Source organism: Chitinophaga agrisoli (genome assembly GCF_008386695.1).
Taxonomy (GTDB): Bacteria; Bacteroidota; Bacteroidia; order Chitinophagales; family Chitinophagaceae; genus Chitinophaga; species Chitinophaga agrisoli.
The window spans coordinates 384,262-404,760 of record NZ_VUOC01000004.1; the positions used below are offsets into that span (position 1 = coordinate 384,262).

The window sequence follows — 20,499 nt, forward strand, 5'->3', positions numbered from 1 at the left end:
TTGTTATCACCATTGCCCCTGTGCGCCGCCACCGCCGCCCGTACCACCGCCAAATTCAAAACCGCTGCCCGGCGGTGTAACAGGCGGTGTAAAAGATTCCGTGATCACCAGTGACTCCGCGTTGGCAGCCCGCTTTTCATCTTCCTCCCGCAGATGCTCCGGAGAATAACTTGTAAAACCATGCCGCGGTATGTGCAGATACCGGATCAGGGAATAGGCGATACCGATAAGCGCAATGCCGCCCAGTGTAAGCTCCACTTCCAGCCGGCCAAGATGATAGTATGATTTGAAGGTAAGGATAGAAGCCGCTATCAATACCAGGCCAGTGCGTAGCAGGATAGCATCCTTTTTACGGATCCCAATAATAAGATAGATAAGCGGCAGCGCCGTGGTACAGGTCCAGTAGAACCAGCCGCCGGGGAGGGATATTTGCGGGTCATGATCCGGCCACAGCAGGTTCAGGGCTATTTCACGGGCCACCCAATAGTTACCGGCAGTGTAAAGGATCACCAGGGTGGTGATCTCCACGATGGTGGCGCACGAGGCGTAATGGCGCAGCGATCCCTGCCAGCTGTCCTTGAACAGATATTTCACCACCGCATAGATAATAGCTGCCGCTATCATGACGATAAACGACAGATGGAATGCATAAAATAATATACCCATGATCGCTATAGTGGCTATTATGCTCATACCCTGATCCGCAAAGCGCATCACCGCATACAGGCTGATGATGGAAGCCGTCAGGCAGTTAACCGCTTCGCTATCCGAATAACAGCCGGCCATCATCAGGCCGCAGCTGCACCATAACAGCGCATCATCCACCCCGGACCGGTGATGTTTATGGGCGTACACCATATATTCAAGGGCTGCGTAACTCAGTATCGACATTATTACAAAGAACACGCGCCAGGTATCATCAGCGCTTCTTAAAAACATTAGCGCCAGCAGCGCACATGCAAAGCAAACAATAGCGGTGGTCAGCAGGAAAAGCCCTATACGGATAAAGATATTGGGCGTATAAAAACTTGCAGGATAAGTATTTTTGATATGCGTCTTTTCCTCGCCACTGAGAAGGCCGTGATGGAAAGCGGCGCTTACTTCTTCCTGCAGAGCGGCGTTATCCAGCCCTGTACGGTTATATGCCAGCATTTTCTTTGATCTTTTTGTTTTGATGGATAAGGAACCGGATCAGCCCAAAAGCGGAACCAATATAATACACCAGCAGCAGGCTAAGGGAACCTTCATCTGTGCCATGCATAGCGCTGATCACCAGGTTAAATACCACATATCCCAACGCGATATAACTGTAAATAGTAAGGATCAGTATAAAATAAAAAGAGTGCTGGCGGCGGGCGTCCAGGTAACAATAGCAGGCAAAGGCCGCCAACAGCAGGAACCAGAGCGTGTAGGTCTGGCGGAAATGGAACATAGCCGATAACAGCGCTATGAACAGCACATGCACGCCAAAATTAAGATACGTGAAACGGAAATGTTGTTTACGCTTCCAGCGGGCCGTAAGCTCCCCGGTCACGATCAGCAATACTCCCAATGCAATGGCAATATAGATGATCGTTTCACTGTTAAAATCATTCTCCTTTAATAACCGCAACGGCGTTACCACAATACCCATCCAGGCGGCCAGGTTAGTGATGGCCAGGCTTAGCACACCCAGGTGATCAAAATAATACGCGCAAAAGAACAGCACCACCAGCGGTATAAAGCCGGCTATACGCGGGTGCGGCCCAAACACGGTATATTGATACTGGAGGTATGCGATAAACGAAACAAAAGTGAGGCATGCCAGCAAAAGCAGGTAATCAGAAAGTACGCCGGCGGCCGGTACCTTATTCCAGGAAAAAGGCTGCTTATGTTTATAACAGTAATAGAAACAACCGGCGCTTACCGCTGCGATGAATGCCAGGATGGCCTGGTGACCAATGGTATCAATGTTTTTATATATCAGGATACCAAGGCCGGTGCTTAACAGGGATACGCCCAGGTATAATAACACCTTGAGCTCCCAATGCACGGAGAACAAACGACGGGCAGCTGCCATCCTTATGCGTTCAAAGCTGGTATCAGCGATGAGGCCTTCCTGGTGAAGCCTTTCAAATATGCGTAGATCCATTTGGGCGCAATATAGAAAAAAAAGGCAGGCTATATTGCCACTAAAGGGGGATTTCCCCACCATATTCTTTTCCTACTTTTGATCCCGCCGCAGTTGATGCGGGATTTATTACTATCCTATGCCATTACCCAGGGTACGTCAGAAAACCCAGCCTGGGACCTTTATTGAACCTAAACCAGGCCCGTGCCGCATAGCGGCAATGTCATTTCTATTATTATTTCCGCTTTTTCTATTTACGACCTATACATATGCGCAAGAGCTGCCAGACAGCTCTGCCATTCCGGTACTAACGGTTACGCATACAGATGTTTTATGCAACGGAGGTAATGATGGCAGCATTACGGTGACTGCCAGCGGCGGACAACCGCCTTACCGCTATAGTAAGGACAAGGGATACAGCTGGCAGCAGACCGCCAGCTTTGATAAACTGTCAACCGGTAATTATACCCTCATTGCAATGGATGGAAACGGGCAAACAGCCAGCGCTACAGTGGCGGTCAAAGCGCCCTCCCCCATCACAGCCACCATCCGTATCACCCATGTAAGCTGTTACGGTAAAGCCAATGGTACCATCACCGTGCAGGCCACCGGCGGCAGCGGTAATTTTATGTACAGCAAGGATAAAGGCGTTACCTGGCAGCCATCGGCCCGGTTTAAGGACCTGGGCCCCGGAGACTATGGCGTACTGGCCAGGGATCAGCATGGCTGCCTGGGCGGCCAGTGGGTCACCATCACGGAGCCGCCGGCCTTTACCATGCGTACGGAGCAACGGGACGCCAGCTGTTATGCCTATTCAGATGGCAGTATCCGGGTAGATGCACAGGGTGGCATTCCTCCCTATCAATACAGTAATAACAATGGCCTTAGCTGGCAGGAAACGCCGCTTTTCAACGGCATATCCGCCGGCGAGTATCCGTTACTGGTAAAAGACAGCACCGGTTGCCTGCTTAGTAGCGGGATCACTTTACAGGAGCCTCCCCTCGTGAAGATAGACAGCGTAACGGCCATATTTGATAATCCCGCTTATTCCAGCATCATCATTAATGCAACAGGCGGCATACCTGCATACGCCTATACTATATACCCCGGGCGGGGATGGCAGCCAGCCGCCCGGTTTGACACGCTCCCGGCTGGCAGTTACGCAGCCTATGTGAAAGATCAACACCAATGCGGCTCTACCCTGAACATAACGCTGGCCAGCACACCCGCACTGCAGATGAAGATCGAAAGTTGGAGCGCCGGCTGTTATCAATCGCCCAATGCCGCTATTAATATCTATATGCAAGGCGGAGCCGCACCTTACAGGTATAGTGCGGATAGTGGCCTTACCTGGCAAAGCAATGCCAATTTCCTGCGTAAGGCAGGCGTTTACCAGGTAGTGGTGATGGACGCCAGCGCCAACCGTGTAGGCGCTAAAGTGACCCTCACTGAGCCCAGCCAGCTAACGGCCCGCCTGGAAGGCGAGGATATCAGCTGCCGCGGCGCATCCAATGGCAGTATCAACGTTATCGCCAGCGGCGGTATTATGCCTTATAAATACAGCATTAACAAAGGCGCTACCTGGCAAAGCAGCGCCAGCTTCGTTGGGTTACCCGGCGGCGGCTATACAATCCTTATCAGGGACCGCAATAGTTGTGAGACAAGCGCGCAGCTGCAGCTTACAGAGCCGGAACGGCTAGGTTTAAAGGCACAGAGCATCGCTGCTACCTGCTATGGCAAGCCAGATGGACGCATCACCTTGACCAGCAGTGGCGGTACCCCTCCCTATCAATACAGCAAAGACCTCGGAAAAACCTGGGAGGACGCGGCCCTGTTCACCCAATTGAGCGCCGGCGTTTACCGCATACAGGTACGGGACCACAATGGATGTGAAGACAGCGTACAGATCCAGGTACAGCAACCCCTGCAGATAAGCGCAAATCCCGCCGTACAAATGGTCAGCTGCTACGGTGCCGGCGATGGGCGTATCATCCTCTCGCCCAAAGGGGGCACGGCGCCCTATACCTACCGTATGGATAACGGCGAATGGCAGACCGCCAATAATTACAGCCCCCTGGCGCCAGGTCTTTTCCCCATCAGCATAAAAGACAGCCACGGCTGCATTCAATCCGCCAATGTGCGCGTTACCCAGCCGGATTCGCTGGAGCTGGCCCTGGTATATGCCAAAAACGGCTGCTCCTACATAGGCGGACAACTGGAAGTAAAAGCCGGCGGCGGTACCCAGCCCTACACTTATACGCTGGCGGGCACAGGAGACAGCAGCAGCAACGGCACTTTTGCGGCGCTGGCCGCAGGCCGGTACAATCCGGTAGTAACGGATAAAAACGGATGTACCGCCACGGCGCCGGCGGCGGACATAGAGATCTCCCCGGAATTGCGCCTGATCCTGGATGAAAAACAGGATATGCAGTGCGATGGCATTCATAAAGGCGGCGCGCGGCTGCATGCGGAAGGCGGATCATCTCCCTTACGCTTCACCATCAACGAACAGGCCTATGCGCCGGGCAGCAATACAGGCCCGTTGGACAATGGCCCTTATACCGCGCTGGTCACAGATAAAAATGGCTGTGCCGCCGTACAGCGTTTTGATATAAACTTGCTGAATGAAGGTTGCGAGCTAACCATGCCCACCGGGTTTTCCCCTAACGATGATGGCCTGAACGATGTTTTCCGGCCGGCGCTGTATGGTAATATACGCGCCTATCAGCTGCAGCTGTTTAATGCCTGGGGCAATCTCCTGTTCTCCAGCAATGATCCTGCAACCGGCTGGGATGGTACTTTTAAAGGACACCGGCAGGCGGTGGCCAGTTATGTATGGATAGCGCGGTATACTAATTATCTTGGACAGCCGGTGGTACGAAGCGGGGTGGTAACCCTGGTACGGTAACCCTGAAAATTTCCGCTTATTACTGCCGCTCCATGATCTTTTCCGCCATCTTCCACACCCGGGGCATCATGCGTATAACGTGCCGGTTACTCCGGTCCCTGTTTTTAAATGAATCAATATGGAGCTCCTCCAGCAGCTGCCTGAAACCCGCATCATGCTGCACTTGTATATGTGGAGGCGCATCCTGTGTAAGGATATGCCGGCACCTGCACCAGGTGGCCGTTATCCAGAACATAGCCTCGCGATGATACCCCGTTTCCAACAGCTCATAGCTGCCGTCAATGGCTACGGAGCGGGCTGCCTGGCTAATGTCTGCCGCAAAACGGTATGGCGTGCGGATCACCTCCGCCGCGCTGTCAAATGCTGCCGTCAATGCCGCCAGGTGCTGCGCTACCGCTGCCGGCGTAAGCGCGTCAAAACCAGACAGGTGCAGCAATTGTTCATAAAGGTCCAGCGCCTGGTATTTTTCAAGCAATTGTTGCAGCGCTACGTATCTTTTGCGCACAGTAGGATTCTGCAGGCCGGCTACCAATAAAATATGGGCCAGTAGTCCCCTGGCAAAAAGCCAGCTGGTCACCTGGTCATGAACGGGTATGTGTTCGTTTAATGCATGGATAAAATTAAGCGCGGTATGCTGGGCATGGCTGCAGCGCTGCCGTATCCAATGCGCGTCTGTATATTGCGCCGCTACCGCTTGTTGCAGCGTGGTAAGCCAGCCGGAAGTATCTGCAATAATACCTGGCTTGTGAAAGCTGCCTGCGAGGTAGAACGTGCCCAACACCTGCTCCGGTGACCTGAGCTCGCTCATCGAAAGATAAGATACCTCCAGCAACAGGGGACCGTAGCGGAATTTGCCTAACGGATGTGGCGGCGGGTCTGTTACCACGATCATTACATCTATATCTGAAGCAGCGGGTAACGTATCCTCATCCGCCAGCCAGTTAACTGCGCCGTGGAAAAATGCCCCCATAAAGCCCTGTATGCAGGGAGCCTCTTTATCGACCCAGGACCGGGTGATGGATTTTGCTTCTTTTACTGTCATATACGTGGTACTTCAATTATCTCTGCCGTCCCTGTTGTCAGGCACAGCTATATGTTGCTACTGCCACACTTGTACCAGGGACTAATATCGTGCCAGCAGGGCAGAAAAAAGGGCCGGCCATTGGCCAGCCCTATGAACATTTTACAACGGTGTCACTACCATTCGATATGCACTTGGATATACCGCTCTCCATCTGCGTTACCGTTATTTTTGTACCGCATATGTTTTAACGGCTTCTTCATCCATTGCTTCCTGTTTTTGGAGACAAGTTTCCAGCTGGGGAAGCGGTGCCTCGAATTTAGGGCGCCTGATTGGACCAAGCGGCGGCCGGTAGCGGCTTCCTCTTCGAAAGCGTATGTTTTCCAACCATCATCATTCTCGCACCAGTTGTGATAAAAGTCCGGGTGCCAGGCACAGAAAGGACATCCCTTGTGTATCAGCCCGTAAGTACATTTGTAAACACGACTGTTGGTAGTTGTCCGCAGCTCTTCAATTCTTTTCATTGCTTGTAGTTTGGTAACTACAAGGCGTCATATTTCTTTTTCATGCGTAATTATTCATTATTGACGATATGATCATCCAACCGGCGTACGGCCATGGCCTTTAGCAAATGACCAACCGTAAGCTTTTGCATTTGTGCCGGCACACAATAAAAGTTCCGGGTATTTACGCCAAACCTGCGGCCGAATTCGGCTATCACCTCTTCGCCCTTTTTGCCATAAAGCCCCAGATCTGCCTCCACGGTAGTAGAAGGCGTGATGGCCACTATCCCTACGTGCTCATACAGGAAATCTCCCAGGAGCTGCAGCCGGACATTGTCCTTTGCCGGAAAAAAAATGGTTGCTCTTTTATACAGGTAATTACCAAAGTTAAGCCCCAGCCAGCTAAAACCAGCCATCGCAACCGCCCATACAGGCGCTCCGATGATCATTGCCATAAGGCCCTCCATGCCGTGATAAGACTTACCGCTAAGCGTTACAGGCGCTATCCCTAACAAGGCATTAAAGCCAAAGAGCAGCGAGAATGGCAGGCAGGCCAGCAGGTATAAAATAAAGAGCTTTTTAAAGGAATAGGGATTGTTGTTCATAGTATCAGGTAGTGCTGGGCAAAGGTATTACATTATTGTGAATTTACATACGTCTATGAACGCTTCACTAATGCCAATCCTGTTAATAGCAAGGGAAGAAGAAACAGCACCACGCTCATTACCGCCCAAAACTTCCGTTTCCATGCAGGTAGATCATTAAACTCGTTCAGTAAAATGGCTATACGGTCATTGGAATAATATCTGAACACCAGCGCAAACCACACGACCACAATGGGGACTACCACATATTTTCCCGGCATATAGGTGGCAATATCCCATATCATTGCCCGTTTCAGGAGGGCCAGCACAAGGAACAGCAGGCCAAACTGGCTTACGGTAACCACGCCAGCGGCGCGAGACCGGGGATTTTCAGTTTTAAACCTGGCGTAATATTTATAGGTGCTGGCGAATATTCGTTTGTACACAGCAAGTTTATTTTTTCATTTTGATGCAAGATTAATATGCTTTCTCCAACTCTGTAATTACCTGTTCAGGATCATCAACTGCATAGCGGAGCCTGATGGAATCACCCTCGTTCAAACTAAGGGGATTGTAGTCCCATCCTCCCGAATACTTATAGCTTTTATCCTTTATCCGGTATCTGACTACTATGCTGTGGCTTTTATAGGCATGAAGTTCCAGAATCCTACCCTTGACATAGCTGTAATTTTTATTGACATACGCTATTCTTTGCGCCTTCTTCTTTTGTGCCCGTGTTACTATCAGGCATATCCCGGAAAAAACAATTCCAATAAAAATAGTCATTGTCAGTATTACTTTAAGTCTTTCCATGCCTCCCATTCTTGATAATCCTCATAGTATATATTTGTATTCTAAAAATTATATGTTGTATATGATTTTGCCTTCAAAAGATTGGGCGTGTAAGCCGGCTGCTGACAGTGCAAATAAGATGATAAGTGTTAGCTTATTTTTCATTTTTGATGCCGGATTTCGTATAATAAATATTATTTGAGCCGCAGGATTGATACCGCAGGGTTACTTAATAAGTACTCAACGGTATAGGTTTGTCCTTCTTCCAACCTGTCACCGTCAGCATATTTCTGAAAGCGCTTAAAGTGTTCACCATCGACAATGTAAGTAAATCCTACCGTAACCCCATCTTCATGAACTATCGTGGCGATTGTCGCACTGGTTTTTTCACCATTAAGAAAAATGGGGTTGGTAAAATCAATCCTGCTTATTGCAGGACCGGTTGCCCTATAAATTACCAGATAATGCTCACCGATATAGATGTCTTCTGCAGGAGAGCCCTGTTTCTTTTCATAACGCTTACCATCTACAAAATACTCCGCTATGGCATAACTGCCTTTCATTGAGCCAACTTTGACAATGGTTCCAATTGTGGATGTGTTGCTTTTCTTTATTTCGAGCACATCCTGATCCTCAGACCATCCTGAAAATTGTATAAGCCCATAAATGAGCGCATACCCGCCGGCTAATATCAAGATAAAATAGCCGGTATTCTTCAGTTTTTGTAGTGGCGTCATTTTCGGTTAGACATTTGGGCAAAAATGTAACTACTGCCGGATTGCAAAAGATAGTCATCAGAAGTAAATTCCATAATAAGCCCATTCTTAGCTCCCCAAATACACGTTTCGAAAAAAGCACTTTTCACAAAATCGTACCACTTACTTATAAATAGCTCCACATTTAGTCTGATTATGGGACCGTTATATCCAAAAATTAACCGCTTACTATTAATATCGGTATTAATAGGAATGGCGCTGCCCTTTGGAATACCGCGGTAATATTCAGGGAAGTCATCAGATAAAACCTCAATTTCCTCCAAATGCTCTTTTAAGAGCCAATGTTTTTCTATATTGATCATAGTCTACCATAAAACTTTGTTTTCAATTAACATCCTCACCAACCGGTCACCACCACATATTTTCCCGGCATATAGCTGGCAATATCCCATATCATTGCCCGTTTCAGTATGGCCAGCACAAGGAACACCAGGCCAAACTGGCTTACGGTAACCACGCTAGCGGCGCTAGACCGGGGACATTCGGTTTTAAACCTTGCGTAATATTTATAGGTGCTTGCGAACATTCGTTTGTACATTACATATCAGATTGCCATATAATTCTATGTATTCCCTATTCAGCTAACGTTTTTATAATATGTAGCGTCACATTTCCTGGTCTTAGTATTGTAAACAAGATCCAGACGTTCGTAGTATCATTAATAGCTAGTGTATATGTGTCACCACTCTCAATTTCAGCCAGCAAAAGCTCTCTGTTCTTTTCACCGAAATATTGTATCTCGTCAACCTTTAAATTTTTGACCCAGCGAACTAAGACCTCATTAACATCATCACCTTCAACCTGGCTTATATATATACCGCCTCTGAACTGCAGTTTAAACGTAAATAGTGCCATATTTTATTACTTCCTTTTGCCTTTCGGCTATAATTTTCTGCCCGGAATCAGGATGCTAAAAATTATAGCCCAGCCGCAACTTAATCGGATCCGTCCGCGGTACATGCTGGTTATATAAAAAATCATACAGCAGGATAACTTTTGCATTTGTGCCGGCATACAATAGAAGTTCCGGGTATTTACGCCAAATCTGCGACCAAATTCTCATAATATTTATTGAAACAAACAGCTGAATATTTTACGAACATCCAAATAACCATCTTCAAAATAGATAGCTGTATCATCTGCCTTTTTAAACACTATTTTAGTGCTCCTGGCTGTCTCACTATTCTCCTTTTCCCGTTCCTTCTTTGCCAGCCAGACCTCCATCTGTTGCAAGCAATCTATCATTTCATCCCTTTTATGTGTAATGGTGTGTTCCTCTTCATACCACTCTATCAGTCTCAGCACAGCAGCGCTGTCGCTTATGGGCGTAGATGCATAGGCTTTGTACTTTTCAGGCAATGGAATATCCGCCTTTACATTTAGCAAAGCAACAGCGGCTTCCGCTCTTTCCTTACTGAGACTATCTCTGGCAACAAGGGCCATCTTATGCTTATCATACAACTTTACAAAAGCCATGCTCCCGGCATACCAACATTTAACCCTCTGCAGGTTGGCAACATTTTTTCCAGTATAACTTACTGTAATTAAAAGAGTGTCACCAGTTTGCCAGTTGACGAACGGTTTGATCTGCTGGGAATAAGTATTGCTTACAAAAATGCCCAGGCAAAATAACATTACAAGTTTAATAATACCCTTATTCTTCATCTATATGGTTTTTCTATGGTTTATTGGCATGACTTCCATCCATATCCTCGTTTATAGGACTTCCGGAAATTCTTCTATTATAGTTATCATATTTAATTACACCAGTTTGATCCATTGAATTCTGATGGAGTACATGCCCAATACCATGCATTAATAGATTATAACGAGTGTTGGTTATCCGAATATTCCCTCCCGTTAAGACACTCTTTATCATCCGCTCCTGGGTTTGAAATTGAGGTGCCAGCTGGATAATATTTAGATTATACGTTGTTGACGCTGGTGGATTTACATAGATCACATTGTCGAATCGTCTCCCTTCTACCACAGTACCATTCGGGTTACCTTTTTTCGCCGCCGTAAATTCTCCTCCGCTATCGGTCGGCCTTATACTTTCCGCCGTCTGACCAGTTCCTTCATGTACTATTTTTCCTTTAATTGCATCGTTAGAATATACTACTGTTGTTGATTCAGTACTGGTCATTGCCTTGTCCATGCCCTCCAGGGACTGTTGCAAGGCCATCATGTTCTCATCGGCCGCTCCCATGGAAGCATTTACATCATTAGCCACCTGTGAAACTGCCAGGGCTTGTTTTCCTTCCTGCGTAAAGCTAAGCACCCCATTGCTGTTAAACTGGAAATAACTCTTTGCTGTATTATAGTTTCGATTGAAATCCTGTATCATCGTCTTCTGTGCTTTTTGGTCCAATTGAATCACAGTATCCCCAAGTGGATCGCTCATGGACACCGGATTATTACCCATGGCGCTATATACGCTTTGGGCATAGTCCGGTTTAGGGTCTATCTCCCACCATCTGCCAATTTGAGGGTCCAGCTGCCTGAATTTAGCGTCATAGTCTTCCAGGCCCAAATCGCCAATCTTTTCAATACCATTAAATTTATAACGATTCTCCGGATATTTCGTGCCTTTCAACACGTTATTACTGATGCCCGCCATAGTGAGCCCAAATGGGTAATAATGCGTTTCCTCCAGTAAGGGCCCCGCGGCTACATTCACCACAACGTTATCAAAGAACACATCCTGCGCAGTTTCATTGCTGGTATATACATAGATAAATCCAGTTTTTTTAATGGGCATTTTGTCTACCGCCAACGTCTGCAATTCATCCGGCATACCTTTAACCTGTCTTACACCACTATTATCCTCCACTAAATTAAACTGCTCGTCGAATAGTGCAAAGTTTAGCCAGGCCCTTGGCTTGTCCTGCAGATTCTGGCCAGGGTCCCTTTGTTTTAATCGCTGATAATCAGCGCTATTGAAATTCACAAGCGGAGAGCGCTGCTCGACCTGCACTCCACCATGGGCAGCAGCACCGGATGCGGATCCGGTTAGCACGGTTAACAGCGAAGCAAGCATACCCTCCGGATTGACCGGCTTATTGTCTTTAGGTCCTGTGGATTTGTAGAAAGCCTTAGCGCCTATCTGCACGGTATCCCCCGCCATCACCCTTAACACTAGCGAAGGACCTATTTTTTTGCCACCGTCTTTGGCATTGAGCTTTGCCACAAATTTATTTTCTGCACCCGCCTGATCATCCGGATAGCCGACCGGCTTGGTCGTACGGGTTTGTTCCACATTACTGAACAGGGCCGTCTCCCTGGCAGCCTGCGCTGTTTCCATAGTAGCAGTATAGGAGCTCAGGTCTGGCTGGTCCGTTAGTACTACCCGTGTATTGCCCAGATTATCCTTCACAAAGTAATCATAATAGAAACTGACAGGCGAAGTACCGTTCCATACGGCCCTTACGCGGCCTTCCTCATGACTCAGGAATTGCAGCGTATCATTCTGATAAACAAATCCATCGATATAATCTGTTATAATTGTTTTTGATTGCCCTCCGGTATTATCGGTCACCACCTTCTGTAACTTATTGCCCATGGCATCATACAGAAACTTAATGCTGCCTTTTCCTGTAATACTAATGCTTTCAGGTAAGTTCAGGTAATTATAACCAATGGCCGCAATATTCTTATTAAGATCTTTTACCAGGTTGCCATTGGAATCATAGGCGTAATCGATTGTTTCATTGTTATTGATCTCCTTAAAATCACCCAATTGAGTTTGTGTATTATTCTTACGGTCTGTTACAAAAGATAATTTATTGCTATTTGCTACATATCCATACTTAAGGCTGTCTATCGTCTGAATAAGCGTACCGTTCATACCTTTTTGTTTCATGAACATGATATTCCCGTTAGCATCGTAAGTAAGCTCATCCACTGTAAAGTCCGTGTTATCACGGGTCCAGGCAGCTCCAGAAGCATTCTGCTGGGTAAAGTCTGCCGTTATAAGCCGGTTTACTTTGTCATACGTATATCCATAAGCACGGGCTATATTATTGCTTTTAGCCTTCCATCGCACTCCTGCGATATTACCAGTGTACTGATTAACGGTAAACCCCGAATCATAACTGATCGTGAGCCCAAACCAGTTGGTTGAACTGGCAGGACTGTTAATATACGCCTTATTAATAGTCTTTACCCAATTACGGATATTATACTCATAATCCAGGCTGTCCAGGAACTTATTGTTAGCAGGGTTCAAACCAAGCCGTTTCCTTTGCAGCAGCCCTAACTCATCATAACTGTTCTGTACTATTACACGCCGTGTTGCCGCTGTTTCGTTCAGCTGTTTGATAATTTGCGACAGACGCCCCGCAGCATCATAGAGCACCTGTGTCATTACCGTTGTCTGAGGGGTAGTAGTACTACGTAGATTTGTATGCCGTTGAAAGGTACTAAGCACTTTCCCACTAAAGTCATACAAACTGGTAAATACATTTTTCCCTTCATTCGCATTGTTGCTGATCGTCTGCAATATCCTCCCCTTATCAGTATAATAAAGGGATGTGGCAATCCACTTGTCGGTGCCCAGTATCCTCGCTTTGGTACCGGTTACCATGCCTGCCGTCCTTGTGCTGGGCGTTGTGATCACCTCTGCATAAGGGCTGCCGGCATATTGCGGCAAGCTAAGATCACCTGTAAGGGCATTGTATTTGCCACTGTAGTTATAATCGTCGTAAAAGGTATAGGTAAGTGGTGTTAATGCAGCCGGAGACATGCCTGGCAGCGGATTAGCTGTCGTTACACTGATCGTTTCGAGGTTACCGGCGCTATTGATATCCGCTTCCATTTCGCCAGCACCAGAGTCAAATCCTGCCTCGAATGCAATACTGTTACGGGCAATATATTGTCCTCTTCCATCGTGCATTGAGATCACCAGGTCCGCAGGGGCGGGAATAGTATTCGTAATGGTCTGTGTATTTGAAATCGCGGCATTCATACCCGTCTGCAATGTACTACGCGTGGCAGTTGATTTATATAAGGCGGTCATCACCGTCCGGTTTAATCCATCATAAAATACGGCCATCCACAGGCTATCTGCCTTCAGCTCTCCGTCACGTGAAAAGACCATCCTATCACGGACATCATACACCATTTCAGTAGAATCCGCTCCCGGCGCTTTTTTCATGATCATCCTGTTCCTTCCATCGAAACGATACAAGTAACAAAGACCTTCCGTAATGGCAGATGTGAGCACCCAATTAGGCTGAATGAGCTCTGTTGCGCGGGGAGGGATTACACAGCGTAAAGCGCCGGTAAGATCGTAAACATAGTAAGTGGACAGCCACCCGCTATGACCGTCCGCGGCGCCTTTAACTAGTTCTACCCTCTTTAATATCAATTGGTTCTTTTTATCCTTGAATTCAACCGTTCTGAGCCCGTCCTCATTTACCGATACACTTTTAGACAACTGCCCCTCTTCATAAACACCACGGGTGCTTACCGGCAACACGGCGGTAACGGCTATATCCCATATGCGAACGGCATCTGCGGTCGTATTGACAAGGTACTGCTGTGTTATGGGCCTGTTACCGCCTTTAAGTGCCCAGCTATCCCCTGCACCGAAAGACTTTAGTGGCCTGTTCAGCGGAGACGGCTCAAAAACTGTTTCACTGTAATTGGTCTTCTCTCCGGGATATCGGGCTGCGCCGAATGTGGAATCCTGCAGAAAAGGATTTAGTTTAAACTTCCCATCGCCAGTAGGGGCTGCATACAGCGGATATTTATATTGCTCCCTCCCAAAACCATCATACACCACCGGCATAACCATATCTTTTCCTGCAGGCGATATGGCTTTAGTCACCGTCTGCAATGGATCCCCCAACCCATCAAAATACTGCGTGCTTTGTTTTACTTCCTGAATATTGGTCGATGACATGACAGCCGAAGGGTCTGCCGTAGGCATTGATGGCTCCCAGGTCCGTATAAAGTTGACCGTGCTGTTTGTGTAGGGACGGGGCGCCGTTTCTGGTGTTGCTTGAGAATGAGGCGTAGCTGCAGGCGTATTCTGGGCATACAATGTTCCTGTATAGACCAATAATATTAACAGCAAACTTCTTTTACACATATAATTCATTTTCATTCCAGTCAAAGGTTTATTGCGTTACCGGTTTCTGGTACTGATAATCGTACTGCTTTACTATTTTACCATCCTTATCACGAACAAGCTTTAAGCGTTGCAGACTATCATATTCATAAAAAGTGGTCTTCCCCGCCGGGTCTGTCTCGCTTGTCATGCCTATTGTTGGCAGATAGGTATAGGTGGCCACGAGGGCGTCTGTACCTGCAAGCCCGGTCCGTATCTTATTCAATTCATCCCTCAATTGTTGATCATTTGCCGGCTGGTCCAGGACGGCCTGATTAATGAATGCCTTCACCTGGTCGTAAGTACTGCCCAGTATTTTAGCTATCGGATACCGATGATTATAACCCCAAATGTATACCTCATGTACATCATTGGCTTTGGCGCGCTCCAGGCCATTCCCCCAGGTATCATAGCGAAGGAAGGTATACCAGTTTTCTGCGGAATAAATGGACTTCTGGATTTGAACGTTCGCCGGTGCTATCACAGAATTACTCCCATTGGTAAAGTTGTAACTGATAACATCCTTTTCGATAAGGTTCTTATTAAGAAACTCTGATTGCTCCGTAATGGTATCTATCATATTACGCGCTATCATAGAATCATATATCACCTGCCCCTTAAGATCATTCGGATATTTATAGAATATTTTTGTGGTATCCTTTTCACTAGTCAATTCTTCCTTTCTCGACACATTGTTATTTTCCGGTACATTATCGTAATAATATTTCGTTTGCCTAACCATTACTTTGCTATCATCGCCATACGTTGTTTCTGTAAGCTGCGCCTTTGCAATCCAGCTGGACATCAGGGAGTAGCTATTTACATCAAATTGCGTATAAAAGTTAGCTGTTCCCTGCACCTTACTGTCGTATATCCTTTGTCTGAGAGCATAACCTTTCCTGGAGCGGATCAATTCCTCCGGCCATAAATAATCGTAGTGTTCCTGCTTAACAAACTTCACCACTGCATCTGACATTTTGAAATAGGTTTTTTCGCTTTCAAGTGCAATAGGATCCCTTAACAGCGTAAATGGCGCCTGGTAAAAAGTGTTGTTGAATGCAGTACCACCCGTAAAAGCCGCCCATATAGTGGACGGGCTTACAGGCATTCTGATGTCAAACGAATGTCTTACTCCCCCGTTCTCAAAGTTCTCCCCATATCCTTCGGTTACATTCGTGTAATACATGGGAGTATTACCATAAGTAAACAGGTCAATAAGCGATTTATTATGAATCAGTTTATAATAACACTCCGAAAATTTTTGCTGATCACAGAAGCTGATAGTATTAAACTCTTCTATAAACTGTGGAAGAGCGACCGGCATCCCTGATGACTTACCACTGGTTCCAAAATAATCATAATAATATTTCTTTATCCGGTCTTTCCCGAAACGGTCTACACTTATGACTTTATTGGTTCTCACACCCCCAAAAGGCAAGTCAACCAGTGTGGTCGTGACAATGGGCCTTTCTACATTAAAGTGTCCATAAACATATTGTCCGCAAGAAGTCATGATAATCTCTAACTGCGCAGATTCATTCGACCGGAAAGCATTTGCTATCGATACTTCTTCATAAGATAGTTGCTGACCGGCAGAAATCCGCCTGCTGAAGTACACTTCTCCGGTTGCCGCATTTCTAATTGTCATATTTTCCTGGTGAAACATGGGATCCGGCGCACCTGAAAATTCCCAGTCAGCATTGCCGCTTACCCTTACACTGCTGCCATCTGATTGATGAACGGTAACCACCTGTTTATATTCCTTACATTGGTGATCATCTAAACCGTAGCCAATTAAGTTCGCGACATATCCCCAACTCGTATTTGTTAACTGCGTGTAATTGAGGTTACTGCCATAAAAAATGGTATCATATCCTCCTGTAGGATATGTGATCTTTGAGAGCGTTCCGTAATAGGCAACCGAAGAGTTAACGGAACCATTCGTGCTGGCATTATAATAACCCCAGAAGTCTGTCTGAGGATCCAATCTGTCAGGCAGGCTGCTGATCTGGTTGTAACTAAGCGCATGGACCATGCTATCGCTGTTATTACCAGCAATATTGGCTACCCTTGATAAAAAAGGTCTTTTCTTTCCTGTTCCATAGGTATAATCGAGCCTGATGTTCCTTAATAGCGTATTCTGCGAACCAAAGGTGCTGTAAACCAATATATTCTTCAATAGTTTATCGCTAATGTTGTCCAATCTGTAGTCATAACCGAATGAAATTCTTCCGTAGTTTGATGTAGTTATATAATCCAGCTGTTTGGATTGGATGAACATATCCGTTGTGCATTGATATTTCCCCTCAACGAAACACTGACAGCCATTTCCGCTTTGTAAAGTACGCTGATCTATTACATCGGAGGTATTAACGTTAGCTGTATAGTTATAATTGAGATTACTATAAAAAAAACTCACCGTATCCCTGGCATTCGTGAAGATATTCTTCAGAAACCAACTGGTGGGTACAGCACTGCCAGGAAAATGTACATCTGTGGGACAGGCCGCCTGATTAAGTGTTTGTTCTATCGCGTCTCCACCATACAACATGGTATTCCCATTCCCATCGGTGACTTTAAATCCGTATCCCTTGAGTAAGGCCACTCTATAGGAGGTGTTACGATTAAAGAATACCGCGGTATCTCCGGACAAATAGAACTTACCGGTAAATCCAGGCGCAATCAGGGTAAAAATATCGGGCTGAATATCTATATAAGAAGCCTGACCATAGGTTACCAGCTTATTCAGGGAATCCAGCTTAAACCCATTATCAAGTAATCTGGAATAGTCCGCAGACTGTTCATCCGGATCATCAAACACCATTCTTTTAATGGCAAAAGCGCCTATAAATGACCAACCAGTTCCTGTATTCCCGGTTATATCATCCACTCGTACACCATTTGATGAATAATTCAACCCCAGGTTAATGTTATAATTATTTCTGAGTTTTATGTCATACAGGCCTATACTCGCTGTAGCCGCACCAGTTGATAACTCAACAGGTAAATTACCATATTTTCCCAAACTGGCTACGGTAGGGGAAGGTGTAATTACAGGGGAAAAATATTTATTACTCATTGTTTGCTGCGCCCGGGAGGGGAAAGCAGCAAACAATAATAATACGCCGAAAACGAGTCTCTTCATTATGATCTTGTTGTAGCTGTTCTGTATTATCTATTTCGTTTATTTGTCATCCTTCTGTTCAGAAGCTGCTGGCATTGCCATGAAAGCAGAACCAGTCTTTGATCCTGCCATCTGCTGCTTTATAAGATCCACTTCCTGTTGCAGATGGTCATTCCGTTTACTCTCATTAATAAGCAGCAACGTCAACTCCTCCACCTTCTGCAGCAACTTTTTATTCATATCCCCCAGATCCTGCCCTTCTTTTTCTACTTCTGCGGCAGTAGGTATCTCCGGCAAATGCTGATTAGCTTTGATATAAGTATCCAGCTCCTGTAAGGAAGGCAATTTATAACCCGGGTGAAAAACAAAATCAGGCCAGCCCGGACCAGCCGTTACTCTCACCTTGCGGGCGCCAATAGTGCCTTCTACAGAAAGTTTGTTGGAGGTACCCGGCGTAATGGTGCCTATACCCACGGCACCGGCGCTGGTAATTACCATGCTGGAAGTTGGCGCGGATCCTACAGAAAAACGTAGTTGTCCGCCACCGACCTGGGTGTATATCCTGGCATATTCCGTATTATCATTTGCGAGGAATATCAAGTCTCCCGGATCGGTGGGCAACGTTCCCGATCCTTTCATGTAAAGATTGGAGCCACCGGATATATAGGTATGGCCGTTTACATGTAATCTGCCTTCCGGGACGCCGGTGCCAATACCAACATAGCCGTTAGCTCTTTTGATAAAAAAATATTGTCCCAGGTAATTAGCATCGTTCCTGTAGGCATAAATTGTAAAATCACTGCCTATCAGGTCTGTGCCATCTTCTACGTTGGATGTTCCAATCCCCCACCTCAGCAGGCGGGGCGCTTGCTCGATTGCAAAGTGTACATTGCCGGAAGCGATGGTTGTTTGCATAGCCCGAAATACTCTTGCCCTGCCAATTCCATTTATATTGAAAGTGGCATTCTGCTGAGCGGTGTCATTGTTGATATACTGAGCAGAAGCGGTACCTGCTGTGCATAGGCATAGAACGAGGATATGTAAAGCAATTTTCATGTTGTTTATTTTATGTGCTAAAAATTATACCCCAGCCTCAACTTAATCGGATCCGTCCGTGGTACATGCTGGTTATACAAAAAATCATACAGCAGGATGATATTCCCTTTCAGCTTACTGTTGATCTTATACTTCTTACTAATACCCAGCAACGCGCTGCCCTGCCAGTTACTGATATTCCCCAGCTGGCCTACGTTCTGGAAATTGGTATTATAATTCTCTTCAAAACCGCCGTTCGCAAAGAAGGTGCCTTTCAGCTTCCAGTCCAGGAAAGAGCGTAGCCCCATACCCTGGCTGGAAAACCTGATATCATTAAACCCGGTACCCATACCTAGCTTATAAGCCGCGCCCAGGCCAGCGCTGCCATTTTTATGGAACTTATAGGCTACCTGCCCCGCAATATCACTGGTAGTAGGAAAGTATTGGGAAGAGCGCTGGAACTGCATGTTACCACCAAACTCCAGCCGTTGCAGGAAGCTTTTGGTCTTCATCTCATTGGGTTTGAAATCCGGCATATCAGCCGCATTGTCCACATCCGGGAACTTGCTTTTCAGCTGGTCAAACTGCTCCCTGGCCTGCGACATCTGCTGGCTTACCGCCGCGCGGGCATCCGGTCCGCCACCACCCAACCGCTGCTGTATAAGCTGTTCTACCTGGTTACGGGTTTGCAATCCTTCCAGGCTTTGGGCCACATCTGCGCCCGCGCCGCCGGAGAGGTTAAACAGGCTGGCCAGCTGGGAATGCTTTTGCAGGAAATCGTTATACGCGGGCAGCTTCTTTAAGGTTTCCAGGGCTTTCTGTTCCGCTTTTTTCTTGTCTTTCAACAGGTCTTTGTACTCCTTTAATTGCTGGCTATAGTAATAAGCCTCTTTGTTGATGTTCTGCAGGTCTTTGCCAAAGCCGGCATACTGGGCCAGCTGTTCTTTCAGCTGCTCCCGCCGCTCGCGGATATAGGCTTTGATCTTCTCTGCCTGTTGCAACCGGGATTGCAGGTCCTGTACACTTTGAAGGGAACTGTTCAACTTACCTTCCGCGCCACTGGTAAGACCTTTGGCGCCCTTGAGAAAGGATAAGGAGTTCTGCAGGGTATCCAGGTAGCCGTTATAGTTAGCACCCAGCGCAGCTGGATTGTATTTACCAGCTTTGCCTTGCAGGCGGGCTTTAAGGCTACCCAAAGAATCGATGGATTTGCTGAAGATGTTCTTAGCCGCAGCGGAGTCGATCTTCGCCATTTTGGCCTGCATCTTTTTCTCCTGGCGGGATAATTGGTCTAAAGCTTTCTGGGAGCGCTTATCTACCTGCTGTTCCATTTTGCGGGATTTGGCAGTTACCTGTGACAGGTATTTATCCGGCGCCTGGGCTACCGCATGGGCGGTGCTGTCTGCCTGCTGCAGGGGCTTTTGTGCGCTACTGTCAGCGGTTTGGGCATGTACTGCCAGCCCGGTCATCAACAGCAGCGTGATAGTCACAACACACACACGCCGGCCTGCAAAGCTTTTATGGTTAGGCATAT

General features: G+C 46.9%; 17 protein-coding genes. 1 reads left to right on the top strand and 16 read right to left on the bottom strand.

Features of this window, described 5'->3' with window-relative positions; all coding sequences use genetic code 11:
* Positions 1-6: 6 nt before the first annotated feature.
* On the bottom strand, positions 7-1,152 hold the full coding sequence (locus F0L74_RS20860) for a hypothetical protein (RefSeq protein WP_149839851.1): 1,146 nt from the start codon (positions 1,150-1,152) through the stop codon (positions 7-9).
* Positions 1,139-2,131: a DUF2157 domain-containing protein gene (locus tag F0L74_RS20865; RefSeq protein WP_149839852.1), complete on the bottom strand. Its 993-nt coding sequence runs from the start codon at positions 2,129-2,131 to the stop codon at positions 1,139-1,141. The genes F0L74_RS20860 and F0L74_RS20865 overlap by 14 nt, the downstream gene beginning before the upstream one ends.
* Positions 2,132-2,330: 199 nt before the next feature.
* On the opposite strand from F0L74_RS20865, the gene F0L74_RS20870 reads away from it, so the two are divergent.
* Positions 2,331-5,018 carry a T9SS type B sorting domain-containing protein gene (locus tag F0L74_RS20870; protein ID WP_188316090.1) on the top strand — a complete coding sequence of 896 codons (2,688 nt, stop codon included), beginning with the start codon at positions 2,331-2,333 and terminating at the stop codon, positions 5,016-5,018.
* A 19-nt stretch (positions 5,019-5,037) separates the two neighbouring features.
* Here F0L74_RS20870 and F0L74_RS20875 read toward each other — a convergent pair whose 3' ends face one another.
* The 14 genes from F0L74_RS20875 to F0L74_RS20940 form a co-directional block, all read right to left on the bottom strand.
* Positions 5,038-6,060: a hypothetical protein gene (locus F0L74_RS20875; protein ID WP_149839854.1), complete on the bottom strand. Its 1,023-nt coding sequence runs from the start codon at positions 6,058-6,060 to the stop codon at positions 5,038-5,040.
* Between the two features lie 155 nt (positions 6,061-6,215).
* Positions 6,216-6,563: a hypothetical protein gene (locus F0L74_RS20880; RefSeq protein ID WP_149839855.1), complete on the bottom strand. Its 348-nt coding sequence runs from the start codon at positions 6,561-6,563 to the stop codon at positions 6,216-6,218.
* A 50-nt stretch (positions 6,564-6,613) separates the two neighbouring features.
* Complete coding sequence (locus F0L74_RS20885) at positions 6,614-7,147, bottom strand: hypothetical protein (protein WP_149839856.1); 534 nt, start codon at positions 7,145-7,147, stop codon at positions 6,614-6,616.
* A gap of 53 nt (positions 7,148-7,200) precedes the next feature.
* Positions 7,201-7,572 carry a hypothetical protein gene (locus F0L74_RS20890; RefSeq protein ID WP_149839857.1) on the bottom strand — a complete coding sequence of 124 codons (372 nt, stop codon included), beginning with the start codon at positions 7,570-7,572 and terminating at the stop codon, positions 7,201-7,203.
* Positions 7,573-7,603: 31 nt separating this feature from the next.
* Positions 7,604-7,939 carry a DUF3592 domain-containing protein gene (locus F0L74_RS20895; protein WP_149839858.1) on the bottom strand — a complete coding sequence of 112 codons (336 nt, stop codon included), beginning with the start codon at positions 7,937-7,939 and terminating at the stop codon, positions 7,604-7,606.
* A 173-nt stretch (positions 7,940-8,112) separates the two neighbouring features.
* Complete coding sequence (locus F0L74_RS20900; protein WP_149839859.1) at positions 8,113-8,655, bottom strand: hypothetical protein; 543 nt, start codon at positions 8,653-8,655, stop codon at positions 8,113-8,115.
* The gene (locus F0L74_RS20905; protein ID WP_149839860.1) at positions 8,652-8,996 is read right to left on the bottom strand and encodes a hypothetical protein; all 345 of its coding nucleotides are present in this window, start codon (positions 8,994-8,996) and stop codon (positions 8,652-8,654) included. Before F0L74_RS20905 ends, F0L74_RS20900 begins: the two co-directional genes overlap by 4 nt.
* Positions 8,997-9,031: 35 nt before the next feature.
* Positions 9,032-9,220, bottom strand: a complete 189-nt coding sequence (locus tag F0L74_RS20910; protein WP_149839861.1) for a hypothetical protein — start codon at positions 9,218-9,220, stop codon at positions 9,032-9,034.
* Between the two features lie 47 nt (positions 9,221-9,267).
* Positions 9,268-9,549 (bottom strand): hypothetical protein, encoded by a 282-nt coding sequence (locus F0L74_RS20915; RefSeq protein WP_149839862.1) that lies wholly within the window; start codon positions 9,547-9,549, stop codon positions 9,268-9,270.
* A gap of 213 nt (positions 9,550-9,762) precedes the next feature.
* A complete protein-coding gene (locus tag F0L74_RS20920) occupies positions 9,763-10,359 on the bottom strand; it encodes a hypothetical protein (RefSeq protein ID WP_149839863.1) in 597 nt (198 codons plus the stop codon).
* Between the two features lie 13 nt (positions 10,360-10,372).
* Positions 10,373-14,788 (bottom strand): DUF6443 domain-containing protein, encoded by a 4,416-nt coding sequence (locus F0L74_RS20925; protein ID WP_188316091.1) that lies wholly within the window; start codon positions 14,786-14,788, stop codon positions 10,373-10,375.
* Between the two features lie 28 nt (positions 14,789-14,816).
* The gene (locus tag F0L74_RS20930) at positions 14,817-17,885 is read right to left on the bottom strand and encodes an RHS repeat protein (protein ID WP_188316092.1); all 3,069 of its coding nucleotides are present in this window, start codon (positions 17,883-17,885) and stop codon (positions 14,817-14,819) included.
* Positions 17,886-17,990: 105 nt separating this feature from the next.
* Complete coding sequence (locus F0L74_RS20935) at positions 17,991-18,986, bottom strand: hypothetical protein (RefSeq protein WP_213087043.1); 996 nt, start codon at positions 18,984-18,986, stop codon at positions 17,991-17,993.
* 17 nt (positions 18,987-19,003) lie between these two features.
* A complete protein-coding gene (locus F0L74_RS20940; protein WP_149839867.1) occupies positions 19,004-20,497 on the bottom strand; it encodes an LXG domain-containing protein in 1,494 nt (497 codons plus the stop codon).
* Positions 20,498-20,499: the final 2 nt, after the last annotated feature.

Bases quoted from the DNA above. Each gene is read 5' to 3' on its own strand.
- F0L74_RS20895 (WP_149839858.1), bottom strand. From the start codon at position 7,939: ATGGAAAGACTTAAAGTAATACTGACAATGACTATTTTTATTGGAATT.
- F0L74_RS20880 (WP_149839855.1), bottom strand. From the start codon at position 6,563: ATGAAAAGAATTGAAGAGCTGCGGACAACTACCAACAGTCGTGTTTAC.
- F0L74_RS20860 (WP_149839851.1), bottom strand. From the start codon at position 1,152: ATGCTGGCATATAACCGTACAGGGCTGGATAACGCCGCTCTGCAGGAA.
- F0L74_RS20920 (WP_149839863.1), bottom strand. From the start codon at position 10,359: ATGAAGAATAAGGGTATTATTAAACTTGTAATGTTATTTTGCCTGGGC.
- F0L74_RS20900 (WP_149839859.1), bottom strand. From the start codon at position 8,655: ATGACGCCACTACAAAAACTGAAGAATACCGGCTATTTTATCTTGATA.
- F0L74_RS20905 (WP_149839860.1), bottom strand. From the start codon at position 8,996: ATGATCAATATAGAAAAACATTGGCTCTTAAAAGAGCATTTGGAGGAA.
- F0L74_RS20915 (WP_149839862.1), bottom strand. From the start codon at position 9,549: ATGGCACTATTTACGTTTAAACTGCAGTTCAGAGGCGGTATATATATA.
- F0L74_RS20935 (WP_213087043.1), bottom strand. From the start codon at position 18,986: ATGAAAATTGCTTTACATATCCTCGTTCTATGCCTATGCACAGCAGGT.
- F0L74_RS20875 (WP_149839854.1), bottom strand. From the start codon at position 6,060: ATGACAGTAAAAGAAGCAAAATCCATCACCCGGTCCTGGGTCGATAAA.
- F0L74_RS20940 (WP_149839867.1), bottom strand. From the start codon at position 20,497: ATGCCTAACCATAAAAGCTTTGCAGGCCGGCGTGTGTGTGTTGTGACT.
- F0L74_RS20930 (WP_188316092.1), bottom strand. From the start codon at position 17,885: ATGAGTAATAAATATTTTTCCCCTGTAATTACACCTTCCCCTACCGTA.
- F0L74_RS20910 (WP_149839861.1), bottom strand. From the start codon at position 9,220: ATGTTCGCAAGCACCTATAAATATTACGCAAGGTTTAAAACCGAATGT.
- F0L74_RS20925 (WP_188316091.1), bottom strand. From the start codon at position 14,788: ATGTGTAAAAGAAGTTTGCTGTTAATATTATTGGTCTATACAGGAACA.
- F0L74_RS20885 (WP_149839856.1), bottom strand. From the start codon at position 7,147: ATGAACAACAATCCCTATTCCTTTAAAAAGCTCTTTATTTTATACCTG.
- F0L74_RS20865 (WP_149839852.1), bottom strand. From the start codon at position 2,131: ATGGATCTACGCATATTTGAAAGGCTTCACCAGGAAGGCCTCATCGCT.
- F0L74_RS20870 (WP_188316090.1), top strand. From the start codon at position 2,331: ATGTCATTTCTATTATTATTTCCGCTTTTTCTATTTACGACCTATACA.